Annotated in this window: 14 protein-coding genes; 4 read left to right on the top strand and 10 right to left on the bottom strand. The window is 68.4% G+C overall.

Annotation, left to right across the window (positions count from 1 at the left end):
* Positions 1-6 precede the first annotated feature (6 nt).
* Positions 7-1,131, bottom strand: coding sequence for a PLP-dependent cysteine synthase family protein (locus tag ACIA12_RS26805; RefSeq protein ID WP_396369830.1), 1,125 nt, complete (start codon positions 1,129-1,131; stop codon positions 7-9).
* 105 nt (positions 1,132-1,236) lie between these two features.
* On the opposite strand from ACIA12_RS26805, the gene ACIA12_RS26800 reads away from it, so the two are divergent.
* Both ACIA12_RS26800 and ACIA12_RS26795 read left to right on the top strand, forming a co-directional pair.
* Entirely contained in the window at positions 1,237-2,253 is a 1,017-nt protein-coding gene (locus tag ACIA12_RS26800; protein ID WP_396369829.1) for a M48 family metallopeptidase, read from the top strand.
* A 44-nt stretch (positions 2,254-2,297) separates the two neighbouring features.
* On the top strand, positions 2,298-2,783 hold the full coding sequence (locus ACIA12_RS26795) for a GNAT family N-acetyltransferase (protein ID WP_396369828.1): 486 nt from the start codon (positions 2,298-2,300) through the stop codon (positions 2,781-2,783).
* Between the two features lie 64 nt (positions 2,784-2,847).
* On the opposite strand, the gene ACIA12_RS26790 is transcribed toward ACIA12_RS26795, so the two are convergent.
* Positions 2,848-4,401: an MFS transporter gene (locus ACIA12_RS26790; RefSeq protein ID WP_396369827.1), complete on the bottom strand. Its 1,554-nt coding sequence runs from the start codon at positions 4,399-4,401 to the stop codon at positions 2,848-2,850.
* A 61-nt stretch (positions 4,402-4,462) separates the two neighbouring features.
* Positions 4,463-5,074, bottom strand: coding sequence for a TetR/AcrR family transcriptional regulator C-terminal ligand-binding domain-containing protein (locus ACIA12_RS26785; protein ID WP_396369826.1), 612 nt, complete (start codon positions 5,072-5,074; stop codon positions 4,463-4,465).
* A 269-nt stretch (positions 5,075-5,343) separates the two neighbouring features.
* Between ACIA12_RS26785 and ACIA12_RS26780 the strand changes: the two genes are divergently transcribed.
* On the top strand, positions 5,344-5,853 hold the full coding sequence (locus tag ACIA12_RS26780; protein WP_396369825.1) for a hypothetical protein: 510 nt from the start codon (positions 5,344-5,346) through the stop codon (positions 5,851-5,853).
* Positions 5,854-5,915: 62 nt separating this feature from the next.
* Here the strand turns inward: ACIA12_RS26780 and ACIA12_RS26775 are convergent, their stop codons facing one another.
* The 7 genes from ACIA12_RS26775 to hemL are packed head-to-tail and all read right to left on the bottom strand — an operon-like array spanning position 5,916 to position 12,161.
* Positions 5,916-6,167: a DUF4229 domain-containing protein gene (locus ACIA12_RS26775; protein WP_396369824.1), complete on the bottom strand. Its 252-nt coding sequence runs from the start codon at positions 6,165-6,167 to the stop codon at positions 5,916-5,918.
* Between the two features lie 3 nt (positions 6,168-6,170).
* Entirely contained in the window at positions 6,171-7,247 is a 1,077-nt protein-coding gene (gene ccsB / locus ACIA12_RS26770; protein WP_396369823.1) for a c-type cytochrome biogenesis protein CcsB, read from the bottom strand.
* Positions 7,244-8,833 carry a cytochrome c biogenesis protein ResB gene (locus ACIA12_RS26765; protein WP_396369822.1) on the bottom strand — a complete coding sequence of 530 codons (1,590 nt, stop codon included), beginning with the start codon at positions 8,831-8,833 and terminating at the stop codon, positions 7,244-7,246. Before ACIA12_RS26765 ends, ccsB begins: the two co-directional genes overlap by 4 nt.
* A gap of 1 nt (position 8,834) precedes the next feature.
* Positions 8,835-9,554, bottom strand: coding sequence for a cytochrome c biogenesis CcdA family protein (locus ACIA12_RS26760; RefSeq protein ID WP_396370431.1), 720 nt, complete (start codon positions 9,552-9,554; stop codon positions 8,835-8,837).
* Between the two features lie 41 nt (positions 9,555-9,595).
* A complete protein-coding gene (locus tag ACIA12_RS26755) occupies positions 9,596-10,174 on the bottom strand; it encodes a TlpA family protein disulfide reductase (RefSeq protein WP_396370430.1) in 579 nt (192 codons plus the stop codon).
* On the bottom strand, positions 10,174-10,824 hold the full coding sequence (locus ACIA12_RS26750; RefSeq protein WP_396369821.1) for a histidine phosphatase family protein: 651 nt from the start codon (positions 10,822-10,824) through the stop codon (positions 10,174-10,176). Before ACIA12_RS26750 ends, ACIA12_RS26755 begins: the two co-directional genes overlap by 1 nt.
* 14 nt (positions 10,825-10,838) lie before the next feature.
* A complete protein-coding gene (gene hemL / locus ACIA12_RS26745) occupies positions 10,839-12,161 on the bottom strand; it encodes a glutamate-1-semialdehyde 2,1-aminomutase (RefSeq protein ID WP_396370428.1) in 1,323 nt (440 codons plus the stop codon).
* A 272-nt stretch (positions 12,162-12,433) separates the two neighbouring features.
* Between hemL and ACIA12_RS26740 the strand changes: the two genes are divergently transcribed.
* Entirely contained in the window at positions 12,434-13,810 is a 1,377-nt protein-coding gene (locus tag ACIA12_RS26740) for a lytic transglycosylase domain-containing protein (protein WP_396369820.1), read from the top strand.
* The last annotated feature ends 135 nt before the right edge of the window (positions 13,811-13,945 follow it).

Genomic DNA, 13,945 nt, shown 5'->3' with positions numbered 1-13,945 from the left:
AGGCAACTAGCGCACAGGCTCCCGCCAGCGACCAGTCTCGGCAAACCCCTCCAGCGTCTCGGTATACGGCGCCAGATCGATCCCACTGCGCTTGAGCCAGTCGTCGTCGTAGTACGTGTCGCCATACCGGTCGCCGCTGTCGCACAGCAGCGTCACGATGCTCCCCTGTACGCCGGTACGCCGCATCTCCGCCGCCAGCCGCAACGACCCCCACAGGTTGGTACCGGTCGACCCACCGACCAGCCGCCCGGTCACTGTCGAGCAGAACCGCATGGCCGCGATCGACGCGGCATCCGGCACCGCGATCATCCGGTCGACCACGCCGAGCACGAACGACGGCTCCACCCGCGGCCGCCCGATGCCCTCGATCCGGGACGGCCGCCCGGTCGCGAAGTCGCCGTCCAGCGACTCGAAGGCGGGGAAGAAGGCCGAGTTCTCCGGATCGACCACCGCGACGGACGTGTCGTGCCGCTGGTACCGGACGTACCGGCCGATCGTCGCCGAGGTGCCGCCGGTGCCCGCGCCGACCACGATCCAGGTCGGAACCGGATGCAACTCGAGCGAGAGCTGGTTGAAGATCGACTCGGCGATGTTGTTGTTGCCCCGCCAGTCGGTCGCCCGCTCGGCGTAGGTGAACTGGTCCATGTAGTGCCCGCCGGTCTCCTCGGCCAGCCGCTTGGCCTCGCCGTAGATCTGCCCGGAGCGCTCGACGAAGTGACAGCGGCCGCCGTAGAACTCGATCAGCCCGATCTTCTCCGGGCTGGTCGAGGCCGGCATGACCGCGACGAACGGCAGCCCGAGCAGCCGGGCGAAGTACGCCTCGCTGACCGCGGTGGAGCCGCTGGACGCCTCGATCACCGTGGTGCCCTCGCCGATCCAGCCGTTGCAGAGCGCGTACAGGAACAGCGACCGGGCCAGCCGGTGCTTGAGCGAGCCGGTCGGATGCACCGACTCGTCCTTGAGATACAGGTCGACCCCGACCGAGGCCGGCATCGGGAACGCGTGCAGGTGGGTGTCGGCGCTGCGGTTGGCATCGGCCTCGACGAGCCGGATCGCCTCGGAGACCCAGGCCCGGGCCTTGTCGTCGCGCCGATCAACCTCCCGCGACGGCACTGGACGGTTGCTACTCATGCGGTCAGGCTAGGACAGTACTGACGGTTTAGGTATTCCTACTCTCTGCAACCGGACCCCGGCGCGAGCTAGGTTGGGTGCACACGACCGACCCGTGGGGGAACGATGAGCGAGAACGAAGAGCGGCCGACGCGGCCGCGGGTGACTCTGACCGACATCAGCTCGCGGGCCTGGGAACACCCCGCCGACCGCGGCGCCCTGGTCGCGCTGCGCCAGCTCAAGGGCTTCGACTTCATCCTGCGGAAGATGTCCGGGCTGATCAACGAGCGGGCCTTCCGGCTGCAGTTCCTCGGCTCGGCGATCCGGGTCGACGAGCGCCAGTTCCCCAAGATCCACACCCTCTACACCGAGGCCGCGACGACCCTCGACGTCCGTCAACTGCCCGAGCTGTACGTCACCAACAGCCCGGTCTGGAACGCGGTCACGATCGGCATGGACAAGCCGTTCATCGTGCTCAACAGCGCGCTGGTCCAGGGCCTCGACGACGAGGAGACCCGGTTCATCCTCGGCCACGAGCTCGGCCACGCGCAGAGCGGGCACGCCCTGTACCAGTCGCTGCTGCTCTGGCTGATGCGCCTCACCGGCGCCGTCAACTGGATGCCGATCGGCGCCTTCGGCCTGCGGGCGATCATCGCCGCGCTGCACGAGTGGTCGCGCAAGGCGGAGCTGTCCGGCGACCGGGCCGGCCTGCTCGCGGTACAGGACCCGGCGGCCGCGCTGCGGGTACAGATGAAGCTCGCCAGCGGCGGGCAGCTCGACCAGCTGGACACGACCGCCTTCCTGGCCCAGGGCACGGAGTACGAGAGCTCCGGCGACCTGCGCGACAGCGTGCTCAAGCTGCTGCTGCTCGAGGCGCAGTCGCACCCGCTGGCCGTCATCCGCGCGCACGAACTGCGCCGCTGGGTGGACGAGGGCGAGTACACCTCGATCGTCTCCGGTACCTACCCGAAGCGGCAGGAGGACGGCGACGCCTCGATGACCCAGGAGGCGAAGAACGCGGCCAAGTCGTACTCCGACTCCTTCAGCCGCTCCCAGGACCCGCTGGCCAAGCTGCTCCGCGACATGGGCGACGGCCTCGGCGGCGTCCGCGACTGGGTCTCCTCGAAGTTCCCGCCCCGCTGATTGGTCGTTTGAAACAGATCACCCCGCCGCGAGAAGGTGGCGGGGTGATCGAAATCCGCGAACTCACCACCGACGACTGGCAGCTCTGGCGCGAGCTGCGGCTGACCGCCCTCGAAGAAGCGCCGTACGCCTTCGGCTCGCAACTGGCCGACTGGGTCGACGCCGAGGAAGAACGCTGGCGGGCCCGGCTCGACCTGCCCGGTTCCCGCAACTTCGTCGCCGTCGCGGACGGTACGCCGGTGGGCATGGCCAGCGGCGTGCGTACCGACGAGAACGGCGTCGTCGAGCTGATCTCGATGTGGATCGCGCCGGCCGGCCGTGGTCGCGGCATCGGCGACCGGCTGATGGCCGAGGTCGAGCAATGGGCCCGCGACGAGGCTGCCGCCCACACCCTCCAGCTGTCGGTTGCTGACGGCAACGAGAAGGCCCACGACCTCTACCTGCGCAGCGGTTTCGCCGACACCGACATCGAGGGCGAGCTGATGCCCGATGGCATCCACCGCGAAGTCGTGATGCGCAAACCGCTGTAGCCCCGGGCGTGACGAAGGGCCGCCTCCCCCTCCGGAAGACGGCCCTTCGCGATCGGTACCGGCGTCAGCCGACGTGCACCGGCTTGCCGTCGTTGGCCAGGTCCTGGTGCTTGACCGAGAGGCCGACCAGGGTGAACAACGCGGCCCCGACGAACATGATCGCCGACACCATGAACGCGGTGGTGAAGCCGTGCGTGGTGGCGACTGCCTCGGCCTGCTTGGCCAGTACGCCGGCCTGATCCGGCGCGGCCTGCGATGCCTTGGCCAGCCCCGGCGCGAGCTCGGTGAACTTGTCCTTGATCGCGTTGGTGGAGACCGTGCCCAGCAGCGCCAGGCCGACCGCGCCACCGATCTGCTGGACCGTGTTCAGGACCGCGGAGCCGACCCCGGAGTCCTCGTCCGCGACACCACTGACCGCGGTCAGCGTGAGCGGCACGAAGATCAGGCCCATCCCGAAGGACAGCAGCAGGATGTACGGCAGCAGGTGGGCGGCGTAGCTGGAGCCCACCTCGAGCTGGGTGAAGCCGAACATTCCACCCGCGGCGATCGCCGCACCGGCGCCCGAGATCCAGCGCGGATCCATCCGGGCGATCAGCGTGGAGGCGAGCTGGGCCGCGACCACGATGCCGAAGCTGAACGGCAGGAAGGCGAAGCCGGTCTTCAGCGCGCTGTAGCCGAGCACGTTCTGGATGAAGATGCCGAGGAAGTAGAACATCGAGAACAGTGCCGCGCCGACGATCAGCATCACGAAGAAGCTGATCCCGCGGGTCCGGTTCGCGAGGATCCGGAACGGCATCAGCGCGTGCCGCGAGCGGGCCTCGATCAGCAGGAAGACACCGATCAGGGCCAGACCGCCGATGATGAACGCGAGGGTGGCGCTGTTGCCCCAGCCCTTGCTGCCGGCGTGGGTCAGGCCGTAGACCAGCGAGGTCAGACCGACCGTCCCGGTGATCGCGCCCGGCAGGTCGAACTTGCCGTGCTGACGCGCCGACTCACCCAGGTACCGGATCGCCAGCACCGCGACAATCAGGCCGATCGGGGTGTTGATGAAGAAGGTCCAGCGCCAAGACGCCTCGGTCAGCAGACCGCCGAGGATCAGGCCGACGGCCGCACCCGCGCCGGACATCGCCGCGTAGACGGCCATCGCGCGGTTGCGCTCCTTGCCGGCCGGGAAGGTGGTGGTGATCAGGGCGAGCGCGTTCGGCGAGGCCGCCGCGGCACCCAGGCCCTGCAGGATCCGGCTGGCCAGCAGGATGGTCTCGTTCTGGGCGATACCACCGAAGAACGACGCGACGCCGAACAGCACCACGCCGAACATGAACACCTTGCGGCGACCGAGGATGTCCCCGATCCGGCCACCGAGCAGCAGCAGTCCACCGAAGGCCAGCGCGTAGGCGTTGACCACCCAGGGCAGCGAGCCGTTGGTGAAGCCGAGGTCCTTCTGGATGTGCGGCAGGGCGATGTTGACGATGGTGCCGTCGAGCACCACCATCAGCTGCGCCATGCTGATCAGCGCGAGCGCGATCCCGAGATTGCGGTGGCCGTGGGTAGCCGGTTCGGCCACCGAGTCGACCGGTCGCCCCTCTGGCGGGTCGGCCTTGATGACGTCTTCAGACATGCTGGAATATCCCCTCTTGGGTGTTACTGGCTTCTAGGTCGCCGGCCGGCCCCTCACCGGCTCAGCTCGCCTGCGACCCCCGCGCCGCAGGCATGATCACGTTGTCGATCACTCGGAGAATCAGGTCGTCCGTCGGCGTGACACCCAGGACGAACGCGTGGTGGATGATGATCGCCGGAAGCGTCACCGAGAGCAGTTCGACATCGACGTCGGCGCCGATCTCGCCGCGCTCGACAGCGCGCTGGTAGACCCCGTTGGTGATCGCGACCCGGGGCGCCAGGAACTGCTCCTGGAAAGCCGCCTTGAGATCCTCGTCGCGGTGCAGCGCGGTCAGCAGACCGGCCATCACCGACAGCGGCATCTCCTCGGTGAACCCGCCCTGCCCGCACGACATCGAGATCAGGTCGCCCCGCAGACTGCCGGTGTCGACGTCCTCGGGCAGTGGACAGCCCTTGGCCCGGCTGATCGCGTCGACCACCAACTCCGCCTTGGTCGTCCAGCGCCGGTACAGCGTCGCCTTGCTGGCCTTGGCGGCCGTCGCCACCGCGTCCATCGTCAGCCGGTCGTAGCCGAGCTCGGCAAGAACCTCGACGGTCGCGTCGAGAATCTCCTCCTCGCGCCCGCCCTCGACCCGCGGCCGCTGCCGCGGCCCTGTCTCGGCGACATCCGTCATGGTCTTCGCATCACCCTCGGTAGTCAGCTGGTAGCTGATAGAACGAAACGGTTTCGTTTCATCAACCACGTTACGACTCATGTGAAGGCCTGCACAAATGATTTTCTTCCGAAGCCGACTGTGGGCTACGTCACTCTCAGTACCAGCGGACGACTGGTCCTATTCCGTCCCGCCTGGCTTGCGTTGATCCGGCGGGGAACCGAGGATGGCCCGGCCGAGTCATAGGCGGGCCAGAAGATGTCCGCCCTCACCAAACTTTCGGGGTCACCATGAAGAAGAAGCTCCTGGTCGCGGTCAGCACCTTCGCACTGCCGGTGGGACTGCTGTCCGCCGTCGCCCTCCCGGCCGAGGCCGCGGGCGGCCCGATCAAGCACGCGCAGGCGTGTGAAGCGCTCGGCTACAAGAGCGTCGTCGGCGTGATCGCCCTGCGCAAGGACGGGTTCGGGAACAAGATCGGCGAACTCCGCACGATGAGCCTGAGCAAGTCCGGCGCCGGCCGGAACAAGTGGTGCACGTATCTCAAGAAGACCGACAAGACGGTCGGCAACAAGAACGTCGTCCGGCTGAAGGTGCAGGTGCTCACCAAGTCGGCAGGCAAGTACAGCACCAAGAGCGCCGCACTGACCGAGACGGTGAGGTACTACTCCTCCAGCTTCACCTACACGTCGCTGGATCGAAGCGCCGGAACCCGCCACAAGACGCTCCTGCACCTCGAGACCGGGATGAAGTCAGCCAGCTCGAGCACGTGGTACACCACCGCCTGGACCATCGCCGGCTGACCGGCTGAGGGTGGGGCCGCCGGGGGGAATCGCCTCCCGGCGGCGCCTGCTGCGCGGTGGAGTCAGTCCTCGTCCTCGGCCGAGCGGGCGGCTTCCATTCGGGCGGCCATCCGGGTGGCTCGTTCGTCGATCTTGGTGGCGAGCCGGTCGCGGGCGGAGCGGAGGACGAACAGGGACAGGATGGCGGTGATGAACAGGGCGAGCAGCGCCAGCGGCCAGGCGCTCAGCCAGCTGTGGAGGGCGACCCAGAGGATGCCGAAGGTGACCACGAACAGGGCCAGCCGCAGGCCGGTGTAGATGGCGAATTCCTTCATGGCTCAGACCCCGGCGTAGGAGTGCAGGCCGGACACGAGCAGGTTCACGCCGACGAAGTTGAAGATGAAGACGAACCAGCCGACGATCGCGATCGTCGCGGCCCGGCGGCCACGCCAGCCGGCCGTCGCGCGGGCGTGCAGGTATGCCGCGTAGACGACCCAGGTGACCAGCGACCAGACCTCCTTGGGGTCCCAGCCCCAGTACCGGCCCCAGGCGTACTCCGCCCAGATCGGCCCGGCCACGAGCACCCCGAAGGTCCACAGCGGGAACGCGAACGCCAGCACCTTGTACGCCGTACCGTCCATCGCCTCGGCACTCGGCAGCCGCTTCAGCGACGCCGACATCGTCCCGCCGGCCAGCACTCGCCGCTCGGCGCGCGCCTTGACCAGGTACAGGATCGAGACCAGTCCGCCGATGGTGAACGCGCCGCCGGAGATCGCCGCGGCTGAAACGTGGATCACCAGCCAGTAGGAGTGCAGCGCCGGTACCAACGGACCAGCCGGCGTGTAGAGCGCCAACGTCGCCAGCCCAAGCACCGCGGCGACGAACAACGTCACCCCAAGCCCCAGCCACTGCAGCTTGTACCGATGCACGAACAGCAGATAAACCGCCGCCACCGCCAGCGACGAGGTGATGGAGAACTCATACATGTTCCCCCAAGGCACCCGCCCAGCCGCCAGCCCGCGAGTAACCACCCCGGTCAAATGCAGCAAAAACGCCAACCAGGTCAACAACAACCCAACCCGACTAGCAGCATCAGCCCGCTCCGACCGCCCCGCATCCCCACCGCCCGCGGCGGCGGAGGAGGAGCCGGACACCAGCGTGGCCGAGCCAGAACCTGACGCAAGCGTGCCGGCTGACGTAACAACATCTGCGCCGCCGGCTGACCCAGCCCTCGCCGAGTTGCCGACGCCGACGGCCGACGTGACCAGAGCAGCGTCATCCTCGGCGACAGCTTTGGTGACGACTGCCCGGCCGATGGCCCACTCGAGGGTGTGGGAGACCATCGCGATGATGTAGATGACGGTTGCCGTCGGGATGACCAGGTTGGAGAGGTGTGCGTAGTTCTCCGGGCTCATGGCTTCTCCTGCATCGGTTCTGCTGATTGCGGCGCTGGCTTCAGGGCGACTGCGATGGCCTGGATCTCGTCCCCGAGGCCGCGTTCGGGCCCCCGGTCCAGCCCGGCGACCTCGACCACGGTACGCCCGTCCCGCGTCCGGACCCGCACCCAGGTACGGCGCGGGTGGATGAACAGCGAGCCCATCAACCCGAGGATGGCGAGCAGGATCCCGGCCAGCGCCAGGTGCAGACCAGGTGTGTGGCTGATCTGCAGCTTCACCCACCGGTCGTACGAATCGAAGGTGATCGAGCCACGGTTGTCCGGCAGCTTGAAGCTCTGCCCCGGCGCGAGCTGGAACCGCAGCTTGTCACCGCCGTCCCCCTCGAACTGGGTCAGCTTCGACTTGTCCAGCTGGTAGACCGACTGCGGCTTGCCCGTCTCGACCGACGGCCGGCCGTAGTACGCCGTCATCGCCAGCACCGGGTTGAGCGCGTCCGGGAAGACCGACGTCGGCCCGCGCTGCGGATCGATCACGCCGGTCGGCAGGAAGAACCCTTCGAAACCGAGCTGTTCGGGCCGCGCGTCCGGCGCCTTGATCACCCCGAACGACGAGAAGTTGCTGTCCTGCGGCAGGAACGGCGCCGGCCCGGAGAAGGCGACCTCACCCTTCCCGTCCCGGACCGTCACCTTCGGCGCATAGCCATGGCCGAGCAGGTGCACGTCGGTACCGTCGACCTGCAACGGATGGTTCACCTGCAGGTCATACGACTTCGCCGGCGAGTCCGGCGTCTCCTGGTACGTGATCGGCGCCTTGAACTCGCGCGCCGCCCCCCGCTGCGGGCCGTCGGTCTGGAACTTGACCGTGAAGCTGTCCACCTTCAGCGAGAACGGCGGCAGGTTGTCCGGCTTGAACACCCGGCCCGGGCTGAAGTCGTCGTACTGCGCGATCGAGTTGGAGAACTCGTTGCCCACGACAACCAGTACGGTGCCGTGGTAGCCGAACAGCGCACCCCAGGCGGCGCCGATCAGCGCCAGGATCAGGGAGAAGTGGAAGAGCAGGTTGCCCGCCTCGCGCAGATAGCCACGCTCAGCCGCCACCGCACCGTCGTACAGCTCGACCCGGAACCGCCGCCGGCGCAGCTCGGTCGCGGCCAGCTCCAGCACGTCACCGTCGGTACCGGCCTCGAAGGACTGGTATCCCGCCAGCCGGTCGAGGTTGCGCGGCGGCTTCGGCGGCCGGGCCCGCATCGCCTTCAGGTAGACCTGCAGCCGCGGCACCACACAGCCGATCAGCGAGATGAACAGCAGCAGGTAGATGGCCGAGAACCAGGCCGACTTGTAGACCGAGAACAACCCGAGCTTGTCGTAGAACGGGCCGAGCTTCGGGTGCGCCTCGAAGAAGTCGGAGACCTTGACCGGATCGATCGCGGTCTGCGGGATCAGCGACCCCGGCACCGCGCCCAGCGCGAGCAGGAAGAGCAGTACCAGCGCCGTCTTCATCGAGGTGAGCTGCCGCCAGGTCCAGCGCAGCCAGCCGATCAGGCCGAGCTGGGGCAGGTCGGGTGGCGGGGCGGGTGCCTCGACGCGGTCCTTCACATCCGTCACGTCACACCGCCGATCCGAAGTTGGCGACCCATTGCCTGAGCTCGGCGGTCATCGAGTCCCACACTCCTGTCAGCAGCAGTAGCCCCACGGCGATCATCAGCACGCCGCCGATCCGGATCACCATCACCTGGTGCTTGCGCACCCAGGCGACCGCGCCGAGCATCCGCCGGAAGGCGAGCGCCGCGACGATGAACGGGATGCCCAGCCCGAGGCTGAACACCAGCGCCAGGATCGCACCCCGGCCGGTACTTCCCTCGGTCGCGGCCAGGTTCATCACCGTACCGAGGGTCGGCCCGATACACGGCGTCCACCCGAAGCCGAACAGCACGCCGAGCAACGGCGCCGCCGCGATCCCCACGGCCGGCACCCGGTGCACGCGCACGTCGCGCTGCGCGAAACCGAAGCCACCAAGGAAGATCAGGCCGAGCAGAACCGTCGCGCCACCGAGCACCTTGGTGATCACCGCCTGGTGATCGAGCAGCGCGTTGCCGACGGCACCGAACAGCACGCCGGTCAGGATGAACACCGCGGAGAAGCCGGCCACGAACAAGCTCGTCCCAGCCAGCATCCGGCCGCGGCGCTCGGATCCGAGCTCGGCCGCGGACAGCCCGGTCACATAGGACAGGTAGCCCGGTAACAGCGGGACCACGCACGGTGAGAAGAACGAGATCGCACCGGCCAGCACCGCGATCGGCAGTGCCACCAGCATCGAGCCAGTCATCGACTGGGCGAACCACTCACCCACTGTGCCGATTTCTTTGGTCAACTCGCGGCAGCATCATGCACCATTCCGAGCAGGGTCTGCTTGGTCACGCTGCCGATCACTCGGGACGCGACCTTGCCCTGCTTGTCGATCACGATCGTCGCCGGGATCGAGCTCGGCGAGATCTTCTGGCCCCGGAACAGCAGCAACTGCTTGCCGGACGGGTCGTAGATGCTCGGGTACGGCACCTCGAAGGCCTCGACGAACCGCTTGGCCGGCGCCGGGTCCAGATCGCGCGTGTTCAGGCCGATGAACTGGACGCTCGACCCGAGCTCCTTGGCCGCGGCACTGAAGTCCGGCGCCTCCTTGCGGCAGGGCGGGCACCACGATCCCCACACGTTCAGCACGGTGACCTTGCCGGTCTGGTCGGCGAAGTTCCATTCCTTGCCGTCGAGCGTGGTGCCCTTGAAGTCGGGCGCCTTCTCCCGGTCGGCCGGCGCGAAGCTGGAGACCCGGCCGCTGCCGCTGACGAAGCCGGTCTGCCCCTGGCGGGTGTCCTTCACGTCCTGACCCGAACTGCAGGCGGTGGCGGCCAGCAGCACGGCGGCCGCGACGGACGTAGTACGGACGAATCGCATCACGCGCCGCCGGTGAACTTCTTGGGCTGCTTGACCGGGAGCAGGTCCTTGGCGGGTTCGGCGTAACCGACCGAGACGATCGCGTCGCCGTGGAAGGTGAACGAGGTCAGGCTGGCCAGGCTGCACTGCCGTTTGCGTGGGTCGTGCAGCATCCGGCGGTGCTCGACCGCGGACCGGACGATCCAGATCGGCAGCTGGTGCGACACGATCAGCGCTTCGTGCCCGGCTGCCTTTTGCCGGGCCGTCTCGATGGCGTCGCGCATCCGGCGTACCAGCTGGCTGTACGGCTCGCCCCAGGACGGCTTCCACGGGTTCCGCAGCAGCCACCAGGCACTCGGCTGGCGCAGCGCGCCGTCGCCGACGCCGAACTTCTTGCCCTCGAACTGGTTCGCGGCCTCGATCACCCGCTCGTCGATCTCGGGCGTCAGGCCGAACACCTTGGCGATCGGCTCCATCGTCTCCTGGGCCCGCTCCAGCGGCGAGCTGACCAGGTGCACGATGTCGCGGCCGGCCACGTGCTCGGCGACCCGGTCGGCCATCTTGCGGCCGAGTTCGGACAGGTGGAAGTCGGGAATCCGGCCGTACAGCACGCCGGTCGGGTTGTGCACCTCGCCGTGACGCATCAGGTGCACGACCGTCGTTTCGGTCACCGTCGCCGGTCCCTTCAGTTCTCTACGGCCGCTGCCGCGCGGGCGGCGGAGGCAAGTGCGGTCTCGAGCTGGGCCAGCGCGTCGTCGTCGATGGCGGCGCTCACGAACCAGGCCTCGAAGGCGCTCGGCGGCAGGTAGACGCCGGCGTCCAGCATGGCATGGAAGAAAGCGGCGAACCGTGGCAGCACCTGGGCTCCGGCATCGGCGAAGTCGCGGATCGGCTCGCTTGCCTCCTCCGATTCCACGAAGAAGACACTGAAGAGGTTCCCGGCGTTCTGGATGACGTACGGCACACCTTCCTTGTCCAGCGCCGTGCCGACCAGTCGCCGGATGGTGGCCGAGGTCTGATCGAGCTTCGCGTAGACCTCGTCGGTCGCCAGCCGCAGCGTGGCCAGACCGGCCGCGGTGGCGACCGGGTTCCCCGACAGCGTGCCGGCCTGGTAGACCGAACCCTCCGGCGCGAGGTGGGCCATCACGTCGGCGCGGCCACCGAACGCCGCCGCCGGGAAGCCGCCGCCCATCACCTTGCCGAACGTCATCAGGTCGGGCTGGACGCCGTCCACCCCGTAGTAGCCGGAGCGGGTGATCCGGAAGCCGGTCATCACCTCGTCGGAGATGAACAATGCACCGTTGGCCTTGCAGATACCGGCCAGGAAAGCGTTGAAGTCGTCGAGCGGCGGGACGACCCCCATGTTGCCGGGCGAGGCCTCGGTGATGACGGCGGCGATCTGGTCGCCGTACTGGGCGAAGGCGGCGGTGACGGCTGCCTGGTCGTTGTACGGCAGGACGATCGTGTCGGCGGTGGTCGCTTCGGTGACACCCGGCGTACCGGGGATGCCGAGGGTGATGACGCCCGAGCCCGCCTGGGCCAGCAGCGCGTCGACGTGGCCGTGGTAGCAGCCGGCGAACTTGACGATCTTGTCCCGACCGGTGAACCCGCGGGCCAGCCGCAGCGCCGACATCGTCGCCTCCGTGCCCGACGAGACCAGCCGGACCTTGTCGACCGGTGTCCGGCCGACGATCTCCTCGGCCAGCAACACCTCGTTCTCGGTCGGCGTCCCGTACGACGTACCGCGACTGACCGCGGCCTGGACTGCCGCCGTCACCTCGGGGTGCGCGTGCCCGAGCAGCATCGGCCCCCAGGAACAGACCAGGTCGACGTAGGTGTTCCCGTCGACGTCGGTGATGTGACATCCGTCACCGGAGGCCATGAAGCGCGGAACGCCGCCGACCGCCCGGAACGCGCGGACCGGGGAGTTCACCCCGCCCGGGGTGACGGCGGAGGCTCGGTCGAACAAGCTGGCTGACTGCTCAGTGAGGTCGGGCACGGCGGCCATTCTCCCCGACAGACCAGTACGCCGGGTGGGCGGGGAGCACGCTCTCATCGGGCAGTTCTTGGAGTAAGCAGTCTCCAGGGGGTTCACAGGTCGGTTGTTACGCGCCAGTATGGGTACCCGGTGACCGTCCGTGCACTGTCTGCGCCCGACTCGTAACCCACACCCGGGACGCGCGTTAGACCCGATAACGGACGGTGGCACCGGTACACGACGAGCAGATTTGCCCGCGGTGTGGGGCGGGGCAGGTCGATGAGTCACGGAGGGGATCATCGATGGCGAAGGGCAAGCGTCGCGCCATGGGCGGGAGCGGGTGGCGTCAGGTGGCGCCACTGATCCCGCTGGCGTTGTTCGCGAGCGCGTTCACCGTCAGCGCCACCGACGATCCGGCGGTCGCCACGGCGGCGCTGGATCAGGGCCTGGGGAAGAACAACCCGGTCGTCGTACCGAAGCAGCCGATCGATGACCCCGCGAACGTGGCGGTCGCCGGTGTGGTCGGCAATGGTGTCGACCCCGGTGAGCAGCCGACCCAAGTGGTCTCCGGCCTGTCTCGCAACGGCATTCCCAACGCGGCACTGAAGGCGTACTCGCGGGCTCAACAGGTGATGGCGCAGGCCGATCCGACCTGTCAACTGCCGTGGACCCTGGTGGCCGCGATCGGCCGGGTCGAGTCGAACCACGGCCGTTTCGGCGGCAACTCGCTGATGACGAACGGTGTCGTCACGCCGGGCATTCTCGGCCCGCGGCTGGACGGTACGGGCACGGCGAAGATCACCGACACCGACGGCGGCAAGCTCGATGGCGACGCGGCGTACGACCGCGCGGTCGGGCCGATGCAGTTCATCCCGCAGACCTGGCAGCTGATGGGCGTCGACGGTGACGGCGACGGGGTGAAGAACCCGCAGGACATCGACGACGCGGCGATGTCGACGGCCGTCTACCTGTGCTCCGGCAGCGGGAACCTGTCCAAGGCTTCCGACCTCAACGCCGCAGTCCTGCGCTACAACCACTCCCAGCAGTACGTCGACCTGGTGATCAGCATCGCCAAGGCGTACGCGGGTGGCAGCTGGATCGCCGTCGGCAACGGCACCGAGGGCGACGACCAGGGCGTCGACCGGGCCGGTGGCGTGGTCGGCGATCCGAACATCGACGCGCCGGCCGACCAGAACCTGCCGCAGGCGGTCAACCTGCCGACGTACCCGGGCGTGAAGCCGACCCCGACGCCGACGATGGTTCAGGGCGGCGACGGCAAGCCGACCACGTCCCCGACCAAGCGGCCACCGACGACCACCAAGCCGTCGACCCCGCCGAGCTCGAAGCCACCGACGCCCAAGCCCAGCACCCCGCCGACCAGCAAGCCGCCGACGACCCAGCCGCCGGCCGCCCCGCCGGTGATCGCCAAGCTGCAGACCTCGGTCGGCCTGGTCGTCGGCACGGTCGGCAGCACGCTGACCGAGCTGACCAAGGCGACCACCTACTGCCAGTCGGAGCTGGCGAAGGTGACCATCACCCACCCGACCCAGCAGCAACTGCAGAAGTGCGTGACCGCGTACCAGACCGGCGGCACCAAGGCCGTCGACCAGGTCATCCGCAACCTGCTCTCGCTGCTCGGTCTGCTCGGCGTCCTCGGAGGCGGCCTCCTCGGCGGCTGAGCGGACACCCCAAGGCCGGCGCGCCTGCCCCCACCCCTCCCTTGGGCGCGCCCCTGGCGACGCCACGGAACCTCTCCCCCCGGTTTCGTGGCGTCGCCCTTTACGTGATCAAGCGCTTAATTGAGGATGTTTCAG

This window comes from Kribbella sp. NPDC051620 (assembly GCF_044453825.1).
Classification (GTDB): domain Bacteria; phylum Actinomycetota; class Actinomycetes; order Propionibacteriales; family Kribbellaceae; genus Kribbella.
The sequence above is the reverse complement of the archived record's forward strand: the minus strand, read 5'-3'. Positions and strand labels throughout refer to the sequence as shown.